The sequence below is a fragment of the Candidatus Clavichlamydia salmonicola genome, from assembly GCF_015356765.1.
GTDB lineage: Bacteria > Chlamydiota > Chlamydiia > Chlamydiales > Chlamydiaceae > Clavichlamydia > Clavichlamydia salmonicola.
The window spans coordinates 205893-232751 of sequence record NZ_WTCQ01000002.1; the positions used below are offsets into that span (position 1 = coordinate 205893).

The window sequence follows — 26859 nt, forward strand, 5'->3', positions numbered from 1 at the left end:
CTATGTCCTCCCTGTATGACCAAAGCCTCCGCTTCCGCGAGAAGTGTCATCAAGAGTTACTACAGGAATAAATTTTGCTTGTACAACTGGACAAAGCACAACTTGCGCTATGCGCATATCTGGTTCAATAATAAAAGAAGTTAGTCCATGATTGATCAATAACACCTTAATTTCACCTCGGTAATCAGAGTCAATAGTCCCTGGAGAGTTAAGCACTGTAATTTGATGCTTTAAAGCCAATCCACTTCGTGGTCGTATTTGAAGCTCATATCCAGTAGGTATTGCCATCTTTAATCCAGTAGAAATTAATATACTTTTACCAGATAACAACTCTACTGGTTCATCTAAAAAAGCACGAATATCTGCACCAGCAGCACCTTCTGTTGCATAGAAAGGGACTTGGCTGCCGCTTGATATTTCTATCAGGACTTCCTGTTCATTCACTAACTGATTCATGGGGGAGATGATCCTTCATTCATTGTCATCTGTCAATAAAAAAAATGCTTTAATCTTGTCGTTTAAAACCTCAGGTTCTTCTTTAGAATTCTTAAAACGAGAGCGATCATTTTCAGTTAAAAATGAGATAAATTTGACTAAAGATTCTTTCAATAAAGGCCTCTTAACAATACAGTCAATCATACCTCTTTCTAATAAAAATTCAGACTTTTGTGCACCTGGAGGCAGATCTTCTCCAACGACTTGAGCAACTACCCGTGGGCCTGCAAAACAGATCAAAGCATTAGGTTCTGCTATGATAATATCTCCAAGAGAAGCAAAAGAAGCTGTAACACCCCCAGAAGTTGGATTTGTTAGAACAGAAATATATGGTAATCCAGCTTCATGATGATAAGCCAATGCTGCTGATGTTTTAGCCATTTGCATAAGAGAAAAAATGGACTCTTGCATACGCGCTCCACCAGAAGCTGAAACTATCACTAATGGCATGAAATTTTCTGTCGCTTTTTCTGTTAACGCTGTTAATTTTTCTCCCACTACTGAACCCATTGAACCAGCCATAAAGTTAAAATCCATCACAGCTAATGCACTAGGCATTCTTTCAATTGTACAAAATCCTGTTACTATACCTTCTGTGTTTTCTGTAGCTATAGAAGCCTTTGCTAATCGATCTTTATAAGATTGTGTGTCATTGAATTCTAAAGTATCTACTGAACGTAAATCTGAAAATAACTCTTGCCATGAACCTTCATCTGCAATACTGGCTACCCTCTCTCTAGCTGCAAGACGATAATGATAATCACACCGAGGACAACAATTAAAATTTTGAGCTAACTCACTAACATGAATCATATCACAACAATGAGTACACTTCAACCAACCACTAAAACCATCCGCCTTAGTAGTTTGAACCTTTATTTTAGGCTTGTCATGAGAAAAAAAACGCATAAAACTCTATTAATAAAAAATTATGATGAAGAAAAATAAATAAAAAATATATATTTTTCTAATTGCCTTTCACTATACTTAAAGCTTCTTTGTAATTATTATCTATAAAGTTCCAATTTGTAATATTCCAAATAGCCTTTAAATAATCTGCTCTTACATTCTTATATTGTAAATAATAAGCATGCTCCCATACATCAACGCCAAAAAGAGGAATCAATGCATCTTTTGCTTCTACAGTTTCTTGGTTAGCAGTAGTAAGAAGAACTAATGATGCTTTTTTTACATCTAGCACCAGCCAACACCATCCTGATCCTTGCACAGACAAAGCTTTTTTTTGAAACTCTTCTTGAAAATTAGTATAATTTCCCCATTTTTCTGTAATGGCTTTCATAACAAAACTATCTTCTAAAGGAATCGCTTCAGGAGAAGAAGCTGGAGTTAAACATTTCCAAAAGAAAGTATGATTAGCATGACCACCTCCATTAAAAGATAATAAAGGAATCAAAGACATCATTTTTTCTACATTTTCATTCTTATTTGCTTCATTAAAAGCTAATAAAGCCGCATTAAAGTTAGTAATATAAGTATTATGATGTTTTTGATGATGTAATTTCATAATTTCTGTAGAAATCACAGGCTCTAAAGCGTCATACTCATAAGATAAATTTGGTAGAGTATAAGGTTTGTTTTCCATAAGACCTCCGTTTTATTTAATCAATAACATGGTTTTAGCATCATAAAGAAATGAAACTTAAAAAATCTCAAAAACCTACCTTTTTCTATAATCGCCATAATGCTCTTATATGTTGAATCATAGCATCAATTTCATCATCTCCTGAGATAAATGCTTGAAAAACTTCCTCAGTAGTAGCTCCTTTGATAGAAGAATCATAAAGCTCAACATAAAGCTTTATCTTTGGCTCTGTACCTGAAGGCCTAATAACTATTTTAGACCCATCTTTAGTAAAAAGACGTATAACATCTGAACAAGGAAATCCATCTATATTTTTTTTTTGAACTGAACCTAGAGCATAATTATATTGAGTCCCTGTCTTATAATCTTCAGCCTGCAATATAGAAATTCCCTTAGCTGTATCCCCTTTATCTAGATCTTCTCTTAACTCTTTAAGTAACAGAGCAATTGTGTCAATTTTATCTTCATCTAAGAGCTCAATAGCTATAGTTTTTTCTTTCATTAATCCATGTAAGCTATAAATAGCCATGAGGAAATCAGTTAAAGAAGATCCTTGTAATTTGAGTTGTAATGTCATTTCACAAATAAGAGCAGCTGTAACAACAGCATCCTTATCTCGGGCATGAGTCCCAAATAAATATCCATAAGACTCTTCACAACCAAAAATAAATTTTGAGGTTGTGGATTCCCAAGAAGAGATTTTTTCTCCTATGTATTTAAAGCCTGTAACTACTTCAGATAAATCAGCTCCATAAAAAGAAACTATTCTCTTAAGAATCTCTGTAGTTACAATAGTTTTTACAAATTTTGAATCTTTACTTAAAAGATTTCTATGATGTAAATGTCGACATATATACTCAGTCAACATGCAAGCCATTTGATTTCCAGTAAAAGAAAATGCAGCTCCTTTATTAATGACTGCCACACCAATACGATCACAATCTGGATCTGTTATTAAAAATATATCTGCTTTATCTTTTTGCATTTGTTCTAATCCAGGACGCAATGCTTGCTCTTCTTCAGGATTAGGAGCTTTAAGGCCTGGAAAATTTCCATTTAGAGCTCTTTGCTCCTCTACAAACGATAATTGATCAAATCCGAATGTAGATAACAAATGTGGAACCCAAGAGATACCTGCTCCATGTAAATTGCTATAAATAATAGCTAAGTCTTTCCCATAACGAAAGTTATCATCTGGATGAAATAAAATTCCTGAAACCTTCTCTTCATAAGCTTGATCTACCTCTTCACCTATCTCTTTAATAAGAGGGTGATTAAGAGAATCTACACCTCGAACAAGAAATGGATCTTTTAAATGAGCAATAGCATTCATGATTTCCTGATCATGTGGCGCAATAACTTGCCCTCCATCACTCCAATAAACCTTATAACCATTATCAGAAGCAGGGTTATGAGAAGCTGTAATCATTACTCCTGCACAACAATTAAGATGTTTTATCCCAAAAGAAACAGCCACAACAGGCCTTAAAAGGTCAAAAAGATACACCTTGATCCCTTCTGCTGCTAACACCTTTGCTGTTTCTTCTGCAAAAAAACGCGAATCTATACGTGAATCATAACCTATTAATACTTGTTTGAAGATTCCAGCAGCCAAACTCTGTTTATTAATATAAAAAGCTAAGCCTTTTGTTACCGCTCGGATTGTTTTTTCATTAATAAATGCTGTTCCTAAGCCAACTTTTCCTCGAATTCCACCTGTACCAAAAGTAAGTTTTTTTGAAAAAGCATTCTGAAATTTTTGAGGATCTCTCTTCTTTAGATCTTCGATCTCTTTTTGTTCTTGTAAGGAAGAATTTTTAAGCCATTCATTTATATTATCTTGCAGATGGTCATCATTCAGCATCTTGTATCACCTCATCAACACTTCCATTTTGTATGGCATGATTTTCTAATATTAATGAAAAACACCCCCACTCTTTGCTTTCTATCTATAAATGGAAAATGAGGCAACTTTTAAGATCTCTGAAAAGAAAAATAACTATAGTACCCGAGGATGTAAATCTTCATTCAATAATCTATGGGTAAACATTAGAGCAAGAAAAACACCTGGTTCATCTACTGGAATATTCAACATATGTTCTTTAAAAAAAAAACTATTTCCTTGTTCTTTTTTAGGAAAAAGACGAATTAGTAATCCACATTCAAAGGGATAATTAGGCCTATAAGCGTTAACTTCTTCTGGTGACCTAAAAAATCCAGAAAAAACCATCCAAAGATTTTTTTTATTCAATAAATCACCAATTAGCAAGCCTAGTCCTCGGCGAGCAATAAGCTGAGTAATAAAAGGAATTGCTCGATTCAAATTCATTACTGTATCTTCATCTGAATCATTTACTGTTTTATATTTAGCAAAAAAACTTTTTATAGCATCCAGCAGTGCATTACAATCTACAGCTGATAATACTCCTTCTGTTTCCAACAAAAGATAACGATTAAAAAATCTTTTTTGTTCTAAACTAACAATTAATTTCATTGGTCTCTACAATTATGGTTTTTATCAAGCACTCATTCTTTCATAGACGTTGCTTTCTTGTCCGGGATAAAGGGGGCTTATATATAAGAATTGAATTTAATAAACTTTTAAGTTAAAAATCGCTTATAACCAGATTGACCCCTTCTTTAAATAAAACATAACCTACACGCTTTTAGGATTTCATGTTTGACATTGCTTCTATTGAAAAAAAATTAGGCTATTCTTTTGTAAATAAAAATCTTTTACGACAAGCCTTTATCCATCCTTCTTTTCATAATGAACATTTAACTTCTTCTCCAGGACATAATGAACGTCTAGAATTTCTTGGAGATTCGATTTTATCATGGATTTTAACAGATTTTCTTTATCATGAATTTCCTGGTGCTAGTGAAGGATATCTTTCTAAAACACGGTCTTATCTTATTGATGCTTCTTTTTGCAGAAAATACCTAGAACTATCTGGCTTACAAGAATATCTTCTTTTAGGAAAAGGAGAACTCTTGAACCATGAAAGAGGTAAGCACTCTGCTAGAGCAAATCTCTTTGAAGCTGTCATTGCAGCATTGTATCTTGATGGAGGAAGTAATGTTGCTAAAAAGTTTGTCATAAGATTTCTTCCTACTCCTCAAGAGATCGCCTCTTATTCTATGGTCAACCCAAAATCACTTTTACAAGAATATACGCAAAGAAAATTTAAAAAAACTCCTACTTATGAAATATCTGAAAAAGACTCTTCAGATAATAGAAAATTATTTCAAGGCATTGTCAAAATAGATTCCATGATACTTGGCACTGGTAAAGGATTTTCTAAAAAGGAAGCAGAAAAACAAGCTGCAGAAAAAGCACTTTCAACAATTCAGGATAATGACAGTAAAAACTAAAACAATATGGGCCTGCAACGATTGTGGCTCTTTACAAAAAAAATGGGCAGGCCGCTGTGAAGAATGTGGTGAATGGAATACTCTTACAGAAGATAAAGGCAGCAGCACATCTTCTTTTTATCTTGATTCAAAGCCTTTAACATTTCCACATTCAGTAAACGATATTTTACCTGAAAAAACAGCTCGGATCTCTTTACAAATGCCTGAACTTAATCGAGTGATGGGAGGTGGAATTGTTCCTGGCTCTTTTATCCTTATTGGAGGAGATCCTGGCATTGGCAAATCAACCTTATTACTCCAAGTATCTGATAATTTAGCTCAAACAAACCTAAAAGTTCTTTATGTTTGTGGAGAAGAGTCTGTTAACCAAACCTCCTTAAGAGCTAAACGTCTTAATATTAACTCTTCTAGCCTTTTTCTTCTTTCTGAAACCAATCTTGATCATATCAAACTTCACATAGCCAATTTAAAACCATCTATTGTTATCATTGATTCCATCCAAATCATTTATAAACCTACAGTTACTTCTTCTCCAGGTTCTGTTTCCCAAGTAAGAGAAAGCGCCGCAGACCTCATGCATTTAGCAAAAAATACCTCTACAACCATTTTTGTTATTGGACATGTTACAAAAGGCGGAGAAATTGCAGGCCCTCGTGTTTTAGAACATTTAGTAGATACTGTTCTATACTTTGAAGGTGACCGCAATATGCACTATCGAATTCTTAGAAGCATCAAAAACCGTTTTGGACCATCTAATGAAATAGCTGTCTTTGAAATGAAAGATAATGGATTAAAGGAAAATTCTAATCCCTCTGGACTTTTTCTACAAAATCGCAGTAAAAATTGTTCTGGCTCAGTCATTATTCCTGCTTTAGAAGGCTCTGAAGCCATTCTTGTAGAAATACAAGCATTAGTCACAGAAAGTGTTTTTAGCACCCCTTCTCGTAGGACAACTGGCTTTGACTCTAATCGCTTAGCCTTATTACTTGCTGTCATGGAAAAACGTATTGGCTATTCTCTCTATCGTAATGATGTTTTTGTATCTGTTGCAGGAGGTTTAAAAATTTCAGAACCAGGAGCAGATCTTGGGGTTATTTTAGCTATCGCCTCTTCAGTAACAAACAATGTGATTGACCCTTCTTGCATTGCATGTGGTGAAGTTGGTTTAGGTGGTGAAATCCGTCATATAGCTTGTTTAAACAATCGTCTTAAACAAGCTATTTCAATGGGTTTTATGAAAGCATTTATTCCAGCTAATAATGCCTCTCAATTAACTGATGAAATCAAAGAGCAAATCGTTATTTCTGAAATTCATAGCGTAGAAGAAGCTATTCGTCTTTGTCTATAAATATAGATATAGATATAAATTTTATTATGCCCTTATAGAAATAGATTTTTGAGTAAAATGATGCTGTTTCTCTAAAACAACAACAGCATATTTTCCATGTGCATGATGCATCGCCAACAATGTTTTCATTAATGAGATTTTTATTAAATTTAATTCATCAAAAGAAAGGGTTGATTCAGAAAATTGTCCATCTTGAAATCTTTCCAAGATAATATCATCTATCAACTGTATAATGTTTTCTTGATTAACTACCCTTAAAGACCGAAAAGCTCCTGCTACAGCATCTGAAATCATAATAATTGTAGATTCTGCACTTTTAGGCTTTATCCCTGGATAACGAAAAAATTGTTCTGCATCTTTTTCTGTTCCTTGCTCTTTCATATATTTATTATAGAAAAATCTGACTACTGAAGTCCCATGATGTTGTTCAATAACATCTATAACTGCTTGCGGCAATTTGTATTGCCTTGCTATCTTAACCCCTTCAGAAACATGAGCAAAAATAATTTTAACAGACTGTAATGGCGTTAATAAATCATGTACATCATGGTATGAAGCTATATGATTTTCTAAAAATAAGGATGGACCTATCAACTTACCTATATCATGATAATAAGACGCTACACGACATAAAATACTATCAGATCCAATAGAAAAAGCGGCTTCTTCTGCTAACTGAGCTACTAATAAAGAATGCTGATAAGTACCTGGAGCCTCATGCATCAAACGAGATAATAATTGGTGATCTCTATCCATTAAACTTAATAATGCGTGCCCTGTTAAAGATCTAAATACTCCCTCTAACATAGACATTGATGCTATAAGGCAAGCTACAGTCAATAATGATGATAATACTCCAACTAAACAGTCTGTTAACAAAGCATTTCCTAAATGTGCATAATCATAAAAACCAAATAAATAAATTGAAAAAGTAGATAAAAGCCATATACCTACTGCTAAACACGGGACTATAAGAAAAAAAGAAATTTTTTCAATAATAAGCATAATACCAAGAGTAACAAAAAAATTTACACCAATTAATACTACTCCATCCCAAGAATCAAACGTATAACCACATAAAAATGAAAGACATCCAGTCATAACAAGTGCTGTTTGTTTATTAAAAAAATGATAAAACAATAAAGCACCAAAAGGTACAACTATGGGTACTACCAAGCCAAAAACACCCTTACATTTGGTAAAAACAACCAAAGCTTCTATTCCTTTTGAAAACAATAAAGAAATAATAAAAATAGTAACACACAACAACTGTTTCTTGAATGGTTGATGACCAGAAAACATCCTTATAATGCTTACAATAATAAGAGATAAAACACATGATATACAGATACTACGTATCACAGTATCCATGTTATTATATTTATAATGATTAACATATGCCTGTTTAATAAACCTTAACATGACTAAATCTTTAGAAGTAATCACACTTCCTTTTTTTATGATCAAATCTCCTGTTAAAACATCAACAACATCTTTTGAAAGAATTTTTTTACTAGCTTCCTGAAAGTATGCTACTAATAAATGATCTGTTTCAACTTCCCATTTCTGAGTCTTTAATAAATCTACTATATGACGAGATAAATCAGGTAAAACACCCTCTTTTACCAAATATGCCTCTGCTGATTGCCAAAAACGTGTAACCAATCCTGCTTGATCATTTTTATGCTTAATATAGAAAATAGGAATAGCATGAGAAGAAAGTTTATCAAAAGAAAAGTGCTTAATATAATTAGCTGTAGAACTATTTATAAAACGAGCTAAAGATAAGAAATTACTCATGCATATTAAAGAAAAAGTATACTCTTCAGCTGCAAAACAATTAAAAAAAGTTCCTTCTGGCATTCCATTAAAGCAATCTTGACATAAGTTTGATATAATATTATCTACTTGATGCTTATTGAATAATTTAACATCATCAAAGCTTGCTAATGGGTTTTCCTCACAAAGTATCCCAGCATTTTCTTCTGCAAATTTACAATCAACAGGAGAAGTAAAGTGCATTTCTGCTCGTGAACCTATTTCAGGAGAAGGAAAAAAGCATAACCGCGTTTGAACAAAAAAAAACAGAGAAGAAAACGAGAGAAAATATGAAAAATAAGAAATTTACATTTCCATTTTTCTTTGAAAAATGTGCACAATTATTTAAGGAAAAAAATTGATTCCGCTTACTTTTAAAAAAAACATTATTCATGTAAAAGATCTTATCGCTTTACAATCTTTTTTCTCAAACCAAGAAATAGTCTTTTTATAAATTTTGAGTAGAAATAAAAATCTTCTCCTCAATTAAATAGGTCAATTCTATAATTCAGAAAAGCTCATCTTTGCTTGGTAGCTACCTATGTCACTCTATTCTTCATCATATCTTGCTTCTTCACGTCGTTATCGCCCTCAGCGTTTTGCTGATATTGTTGGACAGGAAAGCGTTGTACGCATTTTAACCAATGCTATTTTAAGTAATTCTTCTTCTCATGCTTACATATTCTCTGGTTGTCATGGAACAGGGAAAACAACTTTAGCTCGAATACTAGCAAAGGCATTAAATTGCCAAGATTCTCATAAAGGCGAACCTTGTAATCTTTGTGCTTCCTGTAAAGAAATTGCCGCATTTAGTTCTATGGATGTATTAGAAATAGATGGAGCTTCGCATAGAGGGGTAGAAGATATTAGACAGATCAATGACAGTCTCGCTTTTGCACCTATTCAAACTCGATTTAAAATTTATATTATTGATGAAGTACACATGCTAACTAAGGAAGCTTTTAATGCCTTATTAAAAACATTAGAAGACCCTCCTATTCATGTAAAATTTTTTCTTGCTACTACAGAACCTCATAAAATCCCTGAAACTATCCTTAGCCGATGCCAGCAACTTCGCTTACAGCGAATTGCTGAAGAAAAAATTGCAGGAAAACTGACTTTCATTGCTAAAGAATCTCAATTAGATCATGACAAAGACGCATTGCTTTTATTAGCTAAATTAGCAGAAGGAAGTATGCGTAACGCAGAATCTTTATTTGATCAAGTATTAGCTTTTTCTAATGGAAAGATTGATCAAAAAACAGTACGGACAGCATTGAGCCTTCCAGAAGAAACTCTTTTCTTTGATCTTGATGAAGCAATTTTATCTCAAAAAATTCCTTATGCTTTTAAAATTGCTCAAACAGTTTTTTCCTGTGGCATTAATCCTATTTTCTTTATTGAAGAACTGTCTGATCATTTTAGAGCATTACTCTTAACCAGAAATGGTGTTAAAGTCCCTCTATCCCTATCTCCAAATTATTATAAAAAAATTGCTCCTCAATACAAAGAAGATGAAATACTTCGCATATTACAGATACTAAGCGAGGCTGCTCAAAAAATAAAACTTTCTTCTTTTGAGAAATCATTCATAGAAACACTTCTACTTCATATTATAAGTATTCGAAACAGACCTGATTTAAACCAATTACTGAACAAAGTGTTACATCTAGAAAAAACATTAGCCTCATTATCAGTAAAGTCCCTTTCTTGCAATCCTTCACAAACATCATCTTCTTCTAATATTTCAGTTGAAAAGGAAAAAATAGAATCTCAAGAAGATTTAAATATCGTTGAAAAAAGGACAATTCCTAATCCTGCGCCAACACCCTCTGAGAAGGAAGAAAGTGCTAAAGAAAAGCCATCTATTAAAGAAATGAGTCGCATCGATACTTTAATGCAATTTGCAGCTAAAGAGTTAAATGGTATTCTTAAAAAGATTTAGATTTGTTCTTTATTCTTGCTTCTGTTGCATACTGCCTTAACAAGGCCTCTAAATCATCATATGATGATAGCTTTAATGCTTCTTGGGCTAACAGAACAGTTGCTTCTACTTCAAGCAGTTCTGCTGCTACAAATAAACCTGGCAATGCTGTTAATGATGCTGAAATCTTACGAATCCCCAACCCAAACAATAAAGGAAGAAATAAAGGACTTCCAGCAGCTTCACCACATACAGATAATGGCACATTAGCTTTTTTCGCAGCATCCACAGTTAAGGCAATCATACGCACAATAGCAGGATGCAATGGATAACATCTTACACTTGCATTATCCCTATCTGAAGCTAATGTATACTGGCTTAAATCATTTGTTCCTAAGGAAAGAAACCCACATTCTTGTGCTAACGCTTCTGCTGTAATTACAGCAGAAGGTACTTCAATCATAGAACCTATCGAAAGATTTGCTCGAATTAAACAACATCCTTGCATCACTAGATCATCATGCACCATATTAACTATGAGCTTAACCACCTTAACTTCTTCAACATCTGTAATCATAGGCAATAATACTTGAATTTTACCAAATACAGAAGCCCTCCATAAGGATTTTAATTGTGTGACTAAAATATCTTCATGTCTTAATAACCACCTAATTCCACGACACCCCAGCGCTGGATTAATTTCAGCTTCATTGATAATCTCTGGAGTAACCTTATCTGCACCAATATCAAATAATCTGATTACAGGAGCATCTGGACTACTACGAATCATTTGTGTGTATAACGCTGTTTGTTCTTCTTCAGAAGGAAATTGCCTATTACTTAACACTACAAATTCTGATCGAAATAAACCAATAGAAACCTTTGGATGAAAAGCTTGTAATTTACCTAGATCATCTGGGGTATCAAGATTGGCAGAAATTGATATTAAATTTTCTTTCTTTCTAACACTTTGCTTAACCTGATAAGATAGCGCCTGTAATCCTTCATGATTCTTTTCTCTTAACAACATCTGCTGCTCTTGACGATACTGTGTAACAGTATATTCTGTAGGATTAAAAATAACACGGCCAGTCATGCCATCAACGATTACTGTTGCCTTATTTAACTCTGCACCATTAATTTCATTAAGATCTATTCCTACTACATAAGGAATACCTCCTGATCTTGCTATAATAGCTGTGTGAGATGTATGCGCTCCAACCCGAGTAACAAAACCTTTAATATGCATAAGATCAGCTTCCATGGTGTCTGATGGTAATAGTTGATCAGCAAAAATAATAAAGGAACATGTGGTACTAGACATACGCTCTGTATCTCTTGCGCGAAGATTTTTAATAATTCTCCGAGAAACATCTTGTATGTCTTGAAGCCTTTCCATAAAAAATGGTTTAGAAATTGATTTTTTGAACTTTTGTTCAAATTCTCCCATCACACTTTGAAAGACAAATTCTGCATTTTTTTTTACTTTACGGATTGCATGCGCTACATCACGAGTGATTAAAGGATCTTTCATAATGTCTAGATGTGCTTCTAGAATTTTGGTAACGATTTCTCCCTTAATACCTGCTGCAGTTTGACTTTTTAAGCTAATGATATCACTTTGGGAATCTTGTAAAGCTTTGTAATAACGAGAAACCTCTTGATCTACCTTTTCAAAAGGAACCTTTTCTTCTTTTATTTCACTAGTATGAATTGTAGAATTTAATAAAAATAGTTCCCCTATAGCCACCCCTGGACATACTGGTATACCTTGAAAGCAAAGCTCTTGCACTATTTTTTCAGTATCTTGAGCTTCTATCATTACTCTTCTCCAAACTTGTCATTAAATGTTGTTACCAAACGCTCCATCGTTTCTTTTGCATCTCTTCCCTTTATGGTAACCATGATTTTGGCATTTTTTGGTGCGCCTAACATCAAAATGCCCAATATACTTTTGGCATTAATCGTTTCTTTCCCATATGTAAATTCAATATCACTATGGCTATTCTGTAGTAAACGTGCAATTAAGCTAGCAGGGCGAACATGTAATCCACAGAGATTTTTTACCTCTACTTCTATCATGTAACTTTCTTCTATATTCTCAGTCACGCACGCTTTCCTCTTTGAATTATTTACGATATAAAATCAAAATTTCTCATTCTAAAGATAAGAGTAGATAGCTATAAATAAGCTCAATTCCTTGATCAAGCATACTGATAAACTATCCTCAAAGGATTTTGCCTATAATAATAGCAAAAAAAATATTATTCTTGTTCTATATATGAAACAAACCATGAGAGAAATGATAGAAATTTACAACTTTTTCTCGTATATCCTTTCTCGTTAGATTCAAAATCAGTTGAAGAAAAATTTATATTTGCCATTCCACCATTTGCTAGAATGTTATTCATAGAAAAGCACTGATAAGAATAAAGATCTACTGATTCATAGAAAGGAATTAATCCTATCTTATCTAAAGAAATTCCATTGTATTTTCTTTCTCCTAAAGAAAGAAATTGCTGAAATTTTTGATAAGACTTTGCCATTTCTTTTGTAGGAATAATACCCACATCTTCACAATTTCCAAATCCATCATGAATTCCCATAAAAGCTAAGTAATCTTTTGGAAAAATATTATCAAATTTTTGATTGAGCTGTTCAATAGAAAGTGAAAAAGCTGGTGGTCCTCCCTGGAAAAAAAATCCAGCATGGCGCATGCTGTATACCATCCTAACTTCATACCCTTGATTTTCAAGATGTTGGATAGCGTAAATAGAAATATCTTCCATGTTATCAAAAAATATATTTAATTTTTCCAGGACATCTACGCTTGATATTTCATCCCCTAGACGTAACAACCAAAATTCTCGTGTAAATAAGATACGATCTTCTCTTGAAAGATGGGCTAACTCAAACCAGCCCCTTGGTAATAATGAAATTTCTTTAGAAACCTCTTCCCAGGAATTTATAGAAATATCATTGACCAAAAGAATTTTATGAAAAATTTGATCTCTGGTTTTCTCAGAAAACATCTTACTTACTCCCTGAATCGATCACTTTTTTCATTAAAAAAAACTTTTTATGAATGGAAGTTTTCTATTCTTTCTATTTTTTATAATTTTTTTACCAGTCATCCTGGTTTTTTACTTGGTTCTGCCTGGCTATTAGGATCTTTATTTGCCCATAAGTACATTTTAACCCTATTCCCCATTACATTATTATTTTTACTTATCCCTAAAGACCTGTTTATAAAAAGTTTTTTATGTTTTTTAATTCCTTTGTCTTTTGTTTCTAATCAAGAATCTAAAAACACAATCCCCTGTCCAACAGAAGGAATAGGTACTTTTCGCATCACAAACATTCGAACTTTAGGGAAAAGAGGATATATCTATAACGGGCGTTTTATTACTTTTTGTAATACTAATAATCACATGTATTACAATAAGAACGCTTCTTTTCACTCTTTTCATATTTATTCAACAAATAATGATTATAATATCAAATGTAAATTAAAAATTAAAAACAAAACTATTTTTATTTTTAATCACTCAATCATTCAGAGAATACAAACTCATTTCTGCTTACAAAGCATCAATCTAAAATTACATAATCAATTAGAAAAATTTATAAAAAAAAGAATAATTAAAAAAAATGCTTGTTCTTTTTTCACAGCCCTTTTTAGTGCTACGATTGATGATATTTGTTTGAATATAGAACTGCAGAATCTAGGTCTTTCGCATATTCTAGTGGTCTCTGGATTACATTTTTCACTAGTACTAACCTTTTTACGTCATTTATTAAAAGGCTTCATAGCACCCAAAAAATTAGCAATAATACTTCTTTTCCCCTGCTCTTTTCTTTTATGGTTTTTTGGAACAAATCCCTCATCAACCCGAGCATGGGCCAGTCAATTTTTTTTAATAGGAGGAATTATTTTAGAAAGACCTATCACCTCTTTAAGCCGTCTAGGGTACGCTGCTATAATTACTTTAATGATTAATCCATCATTTTGTCTGTATACTGGATGGCAATTAAGCTTTGGAGCAACTGCTGGTATTTTATTTTTTTATCCTTTTATATCTACTATCTTTCACTTTCTATTACACCCTGAACTCGTTCCATTTCCTAAATTAACTCCATATATTAAACCGTTATTAATCTATTGCGCAGAAACCTTATCTTTAAGTTGCGCTGTACATTTTATGATTTTACCTCTCTTATTTCACCAATTTGGCTCATTACCTTTAGCAACCTTCTTCTATAATCTAGTACTGCCTCCATTTTTTTTACTGACTGTTTTTTTATTTTTGATAGCAACGCTTATGAACAGTACTTATTTATTTTCATTAACAAGTTATGTAACAGATAAGATTCTTTTGATGGTTGAGTTTCCTCCTCTATTATTCAAAAAAATATATATTAAAATGACTCCTTTAACTCTCTGTCTATCACTAACACTCATTCTTCTTTTAGGTATAATCTTGCAAACACAAAAAAAACCCTTCAACAAAGGGTTTTTAAAAGATATTAAATAAAAAATATTGAAAGTTTTAAATTTTTTCTTTGCGAATGGATTAAAAGTTAGCGAGATCAGTTAAAGCCTGAATAATCTCCCCTGTCTGTGGGAGAGCTGCATCTTCCAGAACTTTACTATAAGGAACAGGCGTATTAGTCCCACAGACACGTTTTACTGGAGCATCAAGATAATGAAATGCTTTTTCCATAATTTGAGCTATAATTTCTGCAGCAAAACCAGCATTACTTGGAGCTTCATGCACAACAAGCAATTTGGTTGTTTTTTTCACAGAATTAATCACTGTTTCAATATCACAAGGAACGATAGTTCTAAGATCAATAACCTCTACAGAAATACCTTCTTCTTCTAGTAATAAAGCTGCATCTAAACTCATTACTAATGCAGCTCCCCATGCAACAACAGTCACATCTTGACCATCTTTAACAATAGCTGCTTTACCAAAGGGAATATAATCTGATGAAGAACCAACAACATTTGCTGAAAATTTCTTTCGTTGATAAAGAAGTTTATGCTCTAAAAATATTACAGGATTAGGATCCTGTATAGCTGTTTTTAATAAGCCCTTTGCGTCTCGGGCATTACTTGGATAAACAACCTTTAATCCTGGACAGTGAGCTAAAAATGCTTCTATACTTTGAGAATGGTAGGGGCCCCCTTGAATATACCCACCTGAAGTCATACGAAAAACTGCAGGAATATGCCACTCTCCATTAGAGCGATAACAAATACTTGCCGCTTCACTAAATAATTGATCAATGCCTGGCCATACATAATCAGAAAATTGAATTTCTGCAACTGCCTTCCATTTTGGATCAAAAGAAATACCAATAGCGACACCAATAATAGTTGATTCTGCCAAAGGAGTATTAAAACAGCGATTTTTTCCATATTTTTGCGTTAATCCCCGAGTAACGCCAAAAACTCCACCTTTTTCTCCAGCAACATCTTCTCCAAAAACAACAACATGAGAATTTTTAGCCATTTCTTCATCAATAGCTTCTGCTATCGCATCTCTCATAACCATTTGAACACCCAAGGGTGTTTCTTCTTGAGAAAATTGATGTTGCTCACTGTGTTGAAAAAATAAATTATCATTAATAGTGACTGCGTCAGGAAATGCAACTGCTTCTCCTTCTAATGCAGCTTTTTCTACAACATCTTCAGCTGTTTTTTGAATTTGTAAAATTTCTATATCAGTAACATCGTAAGATTTTTTTAAAAGAAGCTTGAAAGATTTTTTAGGATCTTTTTTTTCTTCATCTTCTAATAAAATACTAGTTTTATACTTACGTTGATCATCACTATTACTATGCGATTCTAATCGTACTACTGATGCATAAATAATTGATGGACTATACTTATTTCTAGCCCCATCTATAGCTTCTGAGAAAACAGAAAATAATTCTTCAGGATTAGATCCATCACATTCAAAAATCTGCAATCCATGATAACCATGAGCAATATGAGAAAGACGCTGTCCTGCACTTTGTTCTTCTATGGGAACTGAAATAGCCCATCCATTATTTTGAACAACAAAAATGATAGGCAAACGATGAATACTCGCAAAATTTAAAGCTTCATGAAAATCACCTTGTGATGTTGCTCCATCTCCTACAGAAACATATACAACTTCTTTTTCTCCTGATTGTTTGATAGCCCAAGCACGACCAACAGCATGTAAAAGCTGAGATCCTACCACGCTAGATTGACAACAAATACGTAAATTTTTATGAGAATAATGATGGGGCATCATTCGCCCAGAAGAATGATTTTTACAAGCACGCCCTAGTAATACTGCAAATAATTCACCTATATCTGCACCAATAGCTAAAACAAATCCTTGATCTCTGTAATAAGGAAAACTCCAGTCAACACCAGGCTTTAATAATTTTGCTGCAGCAATACCTACTAATTCATGACCAGCACAAGATAGCTGGAATCCTCCACCTTTGTTCTGTCGAGTTAGCTTAAACATTTTATCGTCAGCTGCACGAGATTGGCATACTAAAGAAAACATCTCCAATAAGAGATGTTTTCTTTGCTCATAAGGAATTTCTTGCATGAAGATTACTCACAAACTTTTTTTTAAGAGTTAAAGTCACCAAAAAAAGATCGAATTTTTTCTAAAAAGCTTCGTTTTTTAGGTAAATTCTCCACTTTCTCAGATCGAGCAAATGCTTCCAAGATTTCTTTTTGTTCAGCTGATAAACGAGTCGGTGTTTCTAAAACAATCTTAACTAAAAGATCTCCTTGTCCTTTACCATAAACATTTGGAAAACCTTGCCCTTTAATTCTTAAAACAGTCCCACTTTGAGTACCTTCTGGAAGAGTAAGTCTACAAGATCCTAGTAAAGTCGGAACTTCTTTCTTTGCTCCTAAAGCTGCTTCCGAAAAACCTACTGGTAAATCTAAGGTAATATCATCACCATGTCTTTCAAAAACTAAATGCTTTGCTACCTCTATATAAATATATAGGTCCCCTGCCGGAGCTCCATGTTTTCCTGCATCTCCATATCCTTCCATTAAAAGTCGCATTCCAGAATCAACACCAGCCGGTAATTTAACCATCACTCGATTTTTGTCTTTAACTCTTCCTTGACCTTTACATGATTTACATGGATCTGTAATTACTCGCCCCTCACCAGAACATCCTGGACAAACTGAAGCCATCGCAAAAAAACCATGATTTTGAACAACTTGTCCAGAACCATTACAACGAGAGCATGCCTTAACCGCATTAGCAGATGCTGCACCCTTACCTTGGCAAGAATTACATACTATTAATCCAGTCACTGCTACTTCTTTTTCAATTCCTTTTGCAGCTTCTTCAAAAGAAATTTTTAAATTAATTTTCTTACTTGCGCCACGATTAACTTCAGCTGTTTGAGCTTCTTTTTGCCCATTTCCACCAAAACCACCAAATAAAGAATCAAAAAAAGATTCTCCGCTACCACCAAAACCACCAAAAGCATTCATGAAAGTTTTGAGTGCATCTTCCATACCACCAAAATTTCCTGCTCCCTGAGCAAAGCCACCTTGGCCACCAAATACGCCTTCCTTACCATATTGATCATAAGAAGCTCGTTTTTGTGGATTGCTGAGCACTTCATAAGCTTCTGAAACTTGTTTAAACTGTTTTTCAGCTTCACCATCACCTGAATTTTTATCAGGGTGATATTTGATCGCAAGCTTTCTGTAGGCTTTTTTGATATCTTCAGAAGAAGCTGTTTTATCAATACCTAATACATTATAATAATCCATAAACTACCTAATCTTAATTCTCTCCTATTTAAAGAGCTTGATTATCTACTACGATATTTTGCAGCAGCTTTAGATTTAGCTCGTTTTTTAACAGAAGGTTTATCATAAAATCGATGTGCTTTAGCTGATTTCATCACGCCTTCCTTATCAAGCTTTTTCTTTAACGCTCTCAAAGCTTTATCTACAGGCTCACCGATTCTTACTTTTACACTTGGCATTTTGCTACCTTACTTCCTACCTTACTTGTTTTATTATTGCTTTGACCGCTCTCTACATACTTTGACAAAAGAGACGCTTTCAAAAAGCTAGGTATCATATCACTTAACCATATTACCGTTCAACTTTATAGCCACCCCTTCAATAATTGTAGGATACTAACGATAAGAACAAATCTTAAAAATCTTTTCTATAAAGACTTTCTTAAATAAAATGGTTGAATAATCGACCCAGTACTCTTACTTATAAATTGTTTAAACAATTCAGCTTTCCAAATTTTAATATTGGGCTTTACTGTTTCTAAAAAAAAATTATCTTCTAGCCATTCCTTAACCCTAGAACCTCCCATACTCACAACTTGTGTAATTTTTTTGCTGATCAGAATTTTTTTTAATTCATCTTTAGCATAAAAACATGGGCTGCCATTAAAAACAGTATTATCTATATTATGATAGCCAAAAGAAATAAAAGCGCCCTGTGTACCATTTTCCATTACAACTGCAAATGAACCTTCTTGACTTGGGATAAAAGCACTAAATGTAGAAACCCCTATTAAAGGAATGTTCAAAGAAAAAGCCAAACCACGCGCAAACATCATTCCAGTGCGCAAAGCAATAAATGGTCCAGGACCTGCAACAACACCTATGCCAGATAATTTTTCTGGCATAAATTCAGGATATTTTTCTATCTCTTGTAAAAAACATGCACTTAATTCTTCAGTACCTCGACCTGTGGCCTGTAAAAAAAATATATGCTCTGGTTCATCATCTTTTATAAAAGTAAAAGAAGGAGAAAAAGAAGCTGTATCCACCAATAGGAATTTCATAAAGAACCTCTTCCAAAAAGTCAATATATTAGAAAAATTCTTAACCTTTGTGATCAAAGAGTTGTATGTAAAAACATATTTATTTATATACAACAAAAACTAAAAGGCTCTCATTTCAATTTTTTATCCTTATATCCAAAAAGGCTGTTATGTTAACCTATAGGAAACCTGGACTATGCACCAATTAATGGATTTTGAGTAGAAACATTTTGTTTCAAAAAAGCTCTTTAAATCCTAGAAGGAGACTCTTTAAAGTTTCTATCATTTTTGGTTTTCTGTCCCATATTTTAAGACCGGTAGAGGTTAAATGGACGAAAAAGAAGATTTAAACGACCCCGATCTACAAGATCCTCTTCAAGAATTGATCGCTTCTGATGAAAATAGCCCTTTTGATGAAGTAGATGAAGCTGCTGCTGGAGAGTTTCCTGAAGAAGTTTTTATTCTCCCCATAAATAGACGACCTTTCTTTCCTGGAATGGCTGCACCTATACTTATAGAGCCTGGTCCTTATTATGAAGCTTTAAAATTAGTTGCTAAAGATTCTCAAAAATATATTGGACTACTTCTTACTAAAAAAGAAACTGCCAATATTTATAAAACAGGCTTTCCCCAATTACACAAAGTTGGCGTGCTTGCTCGAATACTTCGTATTATTCCAGTAGAAGGTGGCAGCGCTCAAGTTGTCCTGAATATGGAAGAGCGCATGGAAATTGTAGCGCCTTTGAAAAATAAATTACTCAAAGCAAAAGTTCGCTATTATCCTACTAGCAAGCATATTACTGATGAAATTAAAGCCTATTCTATTAATGTAATCTCTGTAATTAAAGAACTTCTCAAACTCAATCCTCTTTTTAAAGAAGAATTACAAATTTTCTTAGGACATTCTGATTTTACTGAACCAGGAAAACTTGCTGATTTTGCTGTTGCTTTAACAACAGCAACTCGCGAATCGCTTCAAGAAATTCTTGAAGCATTTGACATGCATTCCCGTATAGACAAAGCACTTATCTTATTAAAAAAAGAATTAGATCTTAGTAGGCTTCAAAGCAGTATTAATCAAAAAATTGAAGCAACTATTACCAAAAGCCAGAAAGAATTTTTTTTAAGAGAGCAACTTAAGACTATAAAAAAAGAACTTGGGATGGAAAAAGAAGACCGTCTCATTGATGCTGAAAAATTTTCTGATAGAATTAAGAAAAAGCATGTTCCAGAACATATTATGGAAGTTATTCAAGAAGAAATTGAAAAACTTCAAACATTAGAGACTGCATCTGCAGAATATGTTGTTTGTAGAAATTATCTAGATTGGCTAACTATTCTACCATGGGGCACTTTAACTAAAGAATCTCATGATCTCAAAAAAGCTGAAAAAATCCTTAGTCGAGATCATTATGGACTTGAAGACATTAAAGAACGTGTGCTTGAATTAATTAGTGTTGGTAAACTTTCTGGTGGACTTAAAGGTAATATTATATGCCTTGTTGGACCTCCTGGTGTTGGAAAAACTAGCATTGGCAAAAGTATAGCTAAAGTACTCAATAGAAAATTCTATCGCTTTTCTGTTGGCGGCATGAAAGATGAAGCAGAAATCAAAGGACACCGTCGCACTTATATTGGCTCCATGCCAGGAAAACCAGTACAAGCCTTGAAGCATACCCAAACCATGAACCCTGTTATCATGATCGATGAGATTGATAAAATTGGAAATAGTCATCATGGGGACCCAGCTTCTGCTTTACTAGAAGTTTTAGATCCTGAACAAAACAAAGATTTTCTTGATCATTACCTTGATGCACGGGTTGATCTTTCTCAAGTATTATTCATTATTACTGCTAATGTTTTAGATTCTATTCCTGAACCATTATTAGATAGAATGGAAGTTTTAAGATTATCTGGTTACATTCTTGAAGAAAAAGTAGAGATAGCAACAAAATATCTTATTCCTCGTGCACGAAAAGATATGAGCTTAAAGACAGACTTAGCTGTTTTTTCTCCAGATTCACTTCCCATCCTTATTAATAACTATGCAAGAGAAGCTGGCGTTCGCAATTTAGATAATACGATTAAAAAGATTTTAAGAAAGATTGCTCATAAAATTGTCAAAAGACAAGAAAATAATGATACAAAAAAACTGAAATATACCATTTCTCCTAGCAACATTGAAGAATACCTAGGCAAGCCTATGTTTTCTGCAGATCGGTTTTATGAAAACAATCCTGTTGGAGTAACAACAGGACTTGCCTGGACTTCTATGGGTGGGGCCACTTTATATATTGAAACTATTAAAGTTTCTTCTCTAAAAACTGAAATGATGCTAACTGGGCAAGCTGGCGATGTAATGAAAGAATCATCACAAATTGCTTGGAGCTATTTACATAGCGCTATACATAAATATGCCCCTGGCCATACATTCTTTGATCGCTTTCAAGTACATGTACATATTCCTGAAGGCGCTACTCCAAAAGATGGTCCATCAGCAGGGATTACCATGGTGACTTCACTGTTATCATTATTAATAGATGTTCCTGTTTTACATGATCTAGGCATGACAGGAGAAATTACTCTTACAGGTCGTGTATTAGGCGTAGGTGGTATTCGGGAAAAATTAATTGCAGCACGTCGTTCTCATCTTACCACTCTTATCTTTCCTAAAGATAATGAAAGAGATTATGCAGAACTACCAGAATATCTTAAAAAAGATCTCACCATCTTGTTTGTTTCACATTATGATGAAGTTTTTAAGATCGCTTTTCCTAGTGATGAGGTAATTTTAGAAAAAAAAGCATCCATCACAAAGAAAAAATCTTCTCGAAATATTTTTAATTATTGCACAAAATAAATGGCTATTCATTTTTTCATGAAAAAAATATAGCCTTTTATGCTTTAAGATTTTAACTTAATGCACTTACATACAAAGAGATTAAAATAAGAGTTTTCTTAATTTTTTTTTTAACTCTATCTAATATTTTGATTGTTATAAGCTTTCATGGCATCACCTATTACATCATCAGCAAATCCTGCTACCACTGTTCCTGAATTTTCTTCAGCTGCTTTATCAAAAATTGCACTATGTGATCTTGGTATTCGCATTTGCTTGATTTGTCTCGTCATTATAGTTTTAGTTACTTTTGTTTTAGCTGTTCTTTCTATTCCTAATTTTATTCCAGTAATGTCCCCTGTTTATTGTTTGCCTGGATGGATCTTGCCCTTTATTATCATAGCTATTTTAAATACCCATAAGCATAAAACAGCAAAAGCTAATGGCTTTTCATTAAAAAAGTTAGAGCAGCATTCTCCTCTTCAACCAGAAACTCTTGGACCAATAGAGCCTATTAAAAAAAACACCCGCCTGATTAAACATCCTCGTAGAAAAAAAGCGCCTCCTTTTCATCAAAAACCTCTTTTTTCTCTACCTGTACAACATTCTGACCAAGATAGTGTTTCTGAAAATAATCATGCTATACTTGCTCCAGTTTTATCTCTTGCTTCAGAAAATTCACCTCTTTTAACTAAAGAAATGCTTATACCTAATAGTCCAATTTCACAAAGATCTTCTATAGATGTTGTAATTTCCTTACCTGATAATCCTCTTGAAACAACTCTATTGCCATTAATTAAATCTAGTTCTTCTTCATTACAATCCCTTCCAGAACTATCTAACCTTTCTTTTTAAGAAAAAATTTATTCAAATATTTTTTTCCTTTTAGGACAATGACTTATTTTTCACTCTCACCATTAAGCTTGTTTTTTAATAAGGTGCTGGATAAGATTCTCTTGTTTCAACCTAAAGATATAGGTCTTTTAGACACTATATTTAATTTTTTTTTATTTACAGCAAAGCTAACATTTTTGCTCCTCCTATTATAATTATATGAGTTTAAGAGAACTGGTTATCCTGGGATCCTCCAGCCAACAACCCACTAGACAACGTAATCATGGCGCTTATTTAATTCGCTGGAATGGAGAGGGACTTTTATTTGATCCAGGAGAAGGCACTCAAAGACAGTTTATCTTTGCCAATATAGCACCCCCTACAGTAACTCGTATTTTTATTAGTCATTTCCATGGTGACCATTGCCTTGGTCTAGGGTCTATGCTAATGCGTCTAAATCTAGATAAAGTTCGTCATACTATTCATTGCTATTATCCTGCGTCAGGTAAAAAATTTTTTGATAGACTGCGTTATGGCACCATGTATCATGAAACTATTACTGTAATAGAACATCCTGTTTCTGAAGAAGGTGTTGTAGAAGACTTAAAAAATTTTTTAATAGAAGCTGTCTTTTTAGATCATGGTGTAGAAAATATAGCATGGAGAATTACAGAGCCTGATGTTCGAAGATTTGATGCTGCTGCTCTAAAAGCATCGGGAATTCATGGTCCTGCAGTCCGCCTGCTTAGCGAACAAGGATTTTTAAAAATAAATGATAGAATTGTTCAACTAGATGATGTTAGCTGGATTCAAAAAGGTGATTCTGTTGCTGTTATCAGTGATACAGCTCTTTGTCCTCAAACAGTACAAATTGCCAAAAATGCGCGCTTATTGCTATGTGAAAGCACCTATCTTAGCGAGCATGAACATTTAGCTCGTAATCATTTCCATCTCACTGCTGCACAAGCAGCTAGCATTGCAAAAGATGCAAATGTAGAAGAACTTGTTCTTACTCATTTTTCTGCTCGTTATCGCGACCTTTCTTTATTTTTTGAAGAAGCTGCTGCAATATTTCCAAACATCCACATTGCTGAAGACCTAAAAGTTATTCCTTTTCCGAAAAAATAAAAATTTTTATAGTACGCTTGATCACCATGGTCACTATGTTATGCTAAAAAATTCTTTTCTTTTTTTTGAATATTTAAAAAATGTTCGTCATGCATCAGTACATACTTTAAGAAATTATGCTATTGACCTAAACCGATTAAAAGAATTTATTGAACATGAATATAAACTCATTTCGTGGTTATCTCATAAAATTACTCCCTATTCTTCTTATTTTGAAGCTATGCCTGAGGATAATCCATTATTTTTAAAAAATATTTCAAAACAACTCATTAGAGAATTTTTTTGTTCTCTTCAGCTTAAAGAGTATGAAAAAAGCACAATCGCTCGAATTTTAGCATCTATTCGATCTTTTTTTTTATTTTGCATGACTAATAAATTCATTGAGATCAATCCTGTCTTCTCGATTAAAGGGCCAAAAACGTCTAAAAAACTTCCTATTTCACTATCCTATAAACAAGTAGAAATACTTTTATCACAACCTGATATAGAAACAATAAAAGGCTTCAGAGATCGCGCTATTATGGAATTATTCTATAGTTCAGGCGTTAGAATCAGCGAACTAGCTAACCTTCAATTGAATCATTTTTATCCTGATGAATTATTGATTAAAATCAGAGGTAAAGGGAAAAAAGAACGCCTGATCCCTATAACTGAATGTGCTACTCAATGGATTTCTTTATACTTAAAGCATCCCAAAAGACACTCTTTAGAATTTGGAGAAAAAAAAATTATTTTCCTCAATTCTAGAGGAGGACCCCTAACCACTCGATCCATAGATAGAAATTTTTCTTATTATCTTAAGTTAAGTGGACTTAGTGGTAAAATTACTCCCCATACTATTCGACATACCATTGCTACTCATTGGTTAGAAAATGGGATGGACCTTAAAACTATTCAGCTTATTCTAGGTCATTCATCATTATCAACTACTACCTTATACACTCACATATCAGTAGATATGAAAAAACAGGTCTATGATAAAACTCATCCAAGAGCCTAAACTATATTGTCATCTATCAATTGATCAGATAATCTTTTTACCATGAGTATAGCATTAAATAAAATTGGTAAAGTAATCGCTGGGCGAACCTTATTTGAAGATGTTTCAGTCATTTTCAATGCAGGAAATCACTATGGTTTAACTGGTCCTAATGGGGCAGGAAAATCGACCCTATTAAAGATTATTACAGGAAGTGTAGAAGCTACCACAGGCTCTGTTGCACTTCCACGGCGCGTTGGCATATTAAAGCAAAATATTGAACAGTTTGAATCTTTCACTGCTCTTGAATGTGTCATCATGGGAAATAAACGTCTTTGGGAAGCTCGTCAACAACAAGAAGCTCTCTACTTAGAAGAAATTGATGATGCCAAAGGCATGCTTCTTGCTGAGTTAGAAGAAATTATAGCAGAAGAAGATGGTTATGTAGCAGAAACAGAAGCTGAAGATCTTCTTAATGGTATTGGCATGTCGGCTGACCTTCATGGTAGAACTATGAAGACCTTGCCTTTGGATTTACAATTTAGGGCACTGCTTTGTCAGTCTTTATTTGGAAAACCTGAAGCATTGTTGTTAGACGAACCTACCAACCACTTAGATTTAGTTTCTATTGGTTGGTTAGAGAAATTTTTAAAAAGTTACAATGGAACACTGATTGTAGTAAGCCATGATCGACACTTTTTAAATCAAGTCACTACTCATATTGCTGACATTGACTATGACACATTGATGATCTATCCAGGTAATTATGATCAAATGGTAGTTACAAAAATGGCTGCTAGGGAAAGACAAGAAGCTGACACCAAATCAAAAGAGAAAAAAATCGCTCAGTTACAAGATTTTGTTTCTAAATTTGGAGCAGGAACACGTGCTAGCCAAGTACAGTCCCGTATTCGAGAAATTGGTAGATTACAGCCTCAAGATTTAAAAAAATCTAATATTCAGCGACCATATATTCGCTTTATTCCCTCTGAAAAAAACTCAGGAAAACTAGTATTTTCATTACAAAATGTAACAAAAAGTTATGCAGATAATACTGTTTTAAAAGATGTTTGCTTAGAAATTGAACAAGGCGAGAAGATTGGTATTATTGGAAACAATGGTATTGGAAAAACTACATTAGTCAAATTATTAACAGGCACTCTTACTCCTGATTCTGGTGTAATGAAACAAGGTCATCAAACGCTTATTTCTTATTTTCCTCAAAATCACTCTGATCTTATTGCTAATTCTTTAAATGACACCTTATTTGAATGGCTTCGTTCATGTAAAGGTGGAATTTATGATCAAGATGTTCGCAGTGTTTTAGGAAAAATGCTTTTCAGTGGTGATGACGCTTTTAAAAAAGTCAAAGATCTTTCTGGTGGCGAAACTGCTCGTTTAATCATGGCTGGGATTCTTCTTCAGGAACATAATACACTTATTTTTGATGAACCAAATAACCACCTTGACCTCGAAGCTGTATCAGCTTTATCCTGGGGTATTCAAGATTACAAAGGTACTGTAATCTTTGTTAGCCATGACCGTAGTTTTATGGAAGAATGCGCTGATAAAATTATTGTGTTTGATCAACCTCTACAACCAAGGAAGTTTGAAGGTTCTTTGAATCAATATTTTGAAAAACAAGGAAAATAGCTTCATTAATTTATTTTTTTGAACTATTTTTATAGTGTTTGTAT

Annotated in this window: 21 protein-coding genes and 1 pseudogene; 9 read left to right on the plus strand and 13 right to left on the minus strand. The window is 33.5% G+C overall.

Annotated features, from left to right (window positions below; genetic code table 11):
* The 5 genes from dut to CLAVI_RS02895 all read right to left on the minus strand — a co-directional run bounded on the left by dut (nucleotide 1) and on the right by CLAVI_RS02895 (nucleotide 4592).
* Nucleotides 1-456, minus strand: a complete 456-nt coding sequence (gene dut, locus CLAVI_RS02875; RefSeq protein ID WP_194844092.1) for a dUTP diphosphatase — start codon at nucleotides 454-456, stop codon at nucleotides 1-3.
* A 15-nt stretch (nucleotides 457-471) separates the two neighbouring features.
* Nucleotides 472-1404, minus strand: coding sequence for an acetyl-CoA carboxylase, carboxyltransferase subunit beta (accD, locus tag CLAVI_RS02880; protein ID WP_194844093.1), 933 nt, complete (start codon nucleotides 1402-1404; stop codon nucleotides 472-474).
* A gap of 58 nt (nucleotides 1405-1462) precedes the next feature.
* Nucleotides 1463-2098, minus strand: a complete 636-nt coding sequence (locus CLAVI_RS02885; RefSeq protein ID WP_194844094.1) for a superoxide dismutase — start codon at nucleotides 2096-2098, stop codon at nucleotides 1463-1465.
* Between the two features lie 85 nt (nucleotides 2099-2183).
* Nucleotides 2184-3962: a phospho-sugar mutase gene (locus tag CLAVI_RS02890; protein ID WP_194844095.1), complete on the minus strand. Its 1779-nt coding sequence runs from the start codon at nucleotides 3960-3962 to the stop codon at nucleotides 2184-2186.
* 135 nt (nucleotides 3963-4097) lie between these two features.
* Nucleotides 4098-4592 (minus strand): DUF5070 domain-containing protein, encoded by a 495-nt coding sequence (locus CLAVI_RS02895; RefSeq protein WP_194844096.1) that lies wholly within the window; start codon nucleotides 4590-4592, stop codon nucleotides 4098-4100.
* Nucleotides 4593-4774: 182 nt separating this feature from the next.
* On the opposite strand from CLAVI_RS02895, the gene rnc reads away from it, so the two are divergent.
* Nucleotides 4775-5473, plus strand: a complete 699-nt coding sequence (gene rnc / locus CLAVI_RS02900; protein ID WP_194844097.1) for a ribonuclease III — start codon at nucleotides 4775-4777, stop codon at nucleotides 5471-5473.
* Complete coding sequence (radA, locus tag CLAVI_RS02905; RefSeq protein ID WP_194844098.1) at nucleotides 5457-6821, plus strand: DNA repair protein RadA; 1365 nt, start codon at nucleotides 5457-5459, stop codon at nucleotides 6819-6821. Before rnc ends, radA begins: the two co-directional genes overlap by 17 nt.
* A gap of 24 nt (nucleotides 6822-6845) precedes the next feature.
* Here the strand turns inward: radA and CLAVI_RS02910 are convergent, their stop codons facing one another.
* A complete protein-coding gene (locus CLAVI_RS02910) occupies nucleotides 6846-8843 on the minus strand; it encodes an HDIG domain-containing metalloprotein (RefSeq protein ID WP_194844099.1) in 1998 nt (665 codons plus the stop codon).
* A gap of 337 nt (nucleotides 8844-9180) precedes the next feature.
* On the opposite strand from CLAVI_RS02910, the gene dnaX reads away from it, so the two are divergent.
* Nucleotides 9181-10584, plus strand: a complete 1404-nt coding sequence (gene dnaX / locus CLAVI_RS02915) for a DNA polymerase III subunit gamma/tau (protein ID WP_194844100.1) — start codon at nucleotides 9181-9183, stop codon at nucleotides 10582-10584.
* On the opposite strand, the gene ptsP is transcribed toward dnaX, so the two are convergent.
* From ptsP to CLAVI_RS02930, 3 genes are all read right to left on the minus strand, one after another.
* Entirely contained in the window at nucleotides 10571-12385 is a 1815-nt protein-coding gene (ptsP, locus tag CLAVI_RS02920; RefSeq protein ID WP_194844101.1) for a phosphoenolpyruvate--protein phosphotransferase, read from the minus strand. The two genes, dnaX and ptsP, sit on opposite strands and share 14 nt — an antisense overlap.
* Nucleotides 12385-12645: an HPr family phosphocarrier protein gene (locus tag CLAVI_RS02925; protein WP_194844102.1), complete on the minus strand. Its 261-nt coding sequence runs from the start codon at nucleotides 12643-12645 to the stop codon at nucleotides 12385-12387. Before CLAVI_RS02925 ends, ptsP begins: the two co-directional genes overlap by 1 nt.
* A 182-nt stretch (nucleotides 12646-12827) precedes the next feature.
* Nucleotides 12828-13595, minus strand: a complete 768-nt coding sequence (locus CLAVI_RS02930) for a hypothetical protein (RefSeq protein WP_194844103.1) — start codon at nucleotides 13593-13595, stop codon at nucleotides 12828-12830.
* On the opposite strand from CLAVI_RS02930, the gene CLAVI_RS02935 reads away from it, so the two are divergent.
* A complete protein-coding gene (locus CLAVI_RS02935; RefSeq protein ID WP_194844104.1) occupies nucleotides 13560-15098 on the plus strand; it encodes a ComEC/Rec2 family competence protein in 1539 nt (512 codons plus the stop codon). The two genes, CLAVI_RS02930 and CLAVI_RS02935, sit on opposite strands and share 36 nt — an antisense overlap.
* 39 nt (nucleotides 15099-15137) lie before the next feature.
* On the opposite strand, the gene CLAVI_RS02940 is transcribed toward CLAVI_RS02935, so the two are convergent.
* The 4 genes from CLAVI_RS02940 to CLAVI_RS02955 form a co-directional block, all read right to left on the minus strand.
* The gene (locus CLAVI_RS02940) at nucleotides 15138-17162 is read right to left on the minus strand and encodes an alpha-ketoacid dehydrogenase subunit alpha/beta (protein WP_194844105.1); all 2025 of its coding nucleotides are present in this window, start codon (nucleotides 17160-17162) and stop codon (nucleotides 15138-15140) included.
* A gap of 23 nt (nucleotides 17163-17185) precedes the next feature.
* Nucleotides 17186-18361: a molecular chaperone DnaJ gene (gene dnaJ, locus CLAVI_RS02945; protein WP_194844106.1), complete on the minus strand. Its 1176-nt coding sequence runs from the start codon at nucleotides 18359-18361 to the stop codon at nucleotides 17186-17188.
* 41 nt (nucleotides 18362-18402) lie between these two features.
* Nucleotides 18403-18579, minus strand: coding sequence for a 30S ribosomal protein S21 (gene rpsU, locus CLAVI_RS02950; RefSeq protein WP_194844107.1), 177 nt, complete (start codon nucleotides 18577-18579; stop codon nucleotides 18403-18405).
* A 188-nt stretch (nucleotides 18580-18767) separates the two neighbouring features.
* Nucleotides 18768-19403 carry a hypothetical protein gene (locus CLAVI_RS02955; RefSeq protein ID WP_194844108.1) on the minus strand — a complete coding sequence of 212 codons (636 nt, stop codon included), beginning with the start codon at nucleotides 19401-19403 and terminating at the stop codon, nucleotides 18768-18770.
* Between the two features lie 307 nt (nucleotides 19404-19710).
* On the opposite strand from CLAVI_RS02955, the pseudogene lon reads away from it, so the two are divergent.
* From lon to CLAVI_RS02980, 5 genes and pseudogenes are all read left to right on the plus strand, one after another.
* A pseudogene (lon, locus tag CLAVI_RS02960) lies at nucleotides 19711-22158 on the plus strand (endopeptidase La); the annotation flags it as partial.
* A 231-nt stretch (nucleotides 22159-22389) separates the two neighbouring features.
* Entirely contained in the window at nucleotides 22390-23076 is a 687-nt protein-coding gene (locus tag CLAVI_RS02965) for a hypothetical protein (protein WP_194844110.1), read from the plus strand.
* Nucleotides 23077-23274: 198 nt separating this feature from the next.
* Nucleotides 23275-24183 carry a ribonuclease Z gene (locus CLAVI_RS02970; RefSeq protein WP_194844111.1) on the plus strand — a complete coding sequence of 303 codons (909 nt, stop codon included), beginning with the start codon at nucleotides 23275-23277 and terminating at the stop codon, nucleotides 24181-24183.
* 40 nt (nucleotides 24184-24223) lie between these two features.
* Nucleotides 24224-25183 carry a tyrosine-type recombinase/integrase gene (locus tag CLAVI_RS02975; RefSeq protein ID WP_194844112.1) on the plus strand — a complete coding sequence of 320 codons (960 nt, stop codon included), beginning with the start codon at nucleotides 24224-24226 and terminating at the stop codon, nucleotides 25181-25183.
* 42 nt (nucleotides 25184-25225) lie between these two features.
* Nucleotides 25226-26815 carry an ABC-F family ATP-binding cassette domain-containing protein gene (locus CLAVI_RS02980; protein WP_194844113.1) on the plus strand — a complete coding sequence of 530 codons (1590 nt, stop codon included), beginning with the start codon at nucleotides 25226-25228 and terminating at the stop codon, nucleotides 26813-26815.
* The last annotated feature ends 44 nt before the right edge of the window (nucleotides 26816-26859 follow it).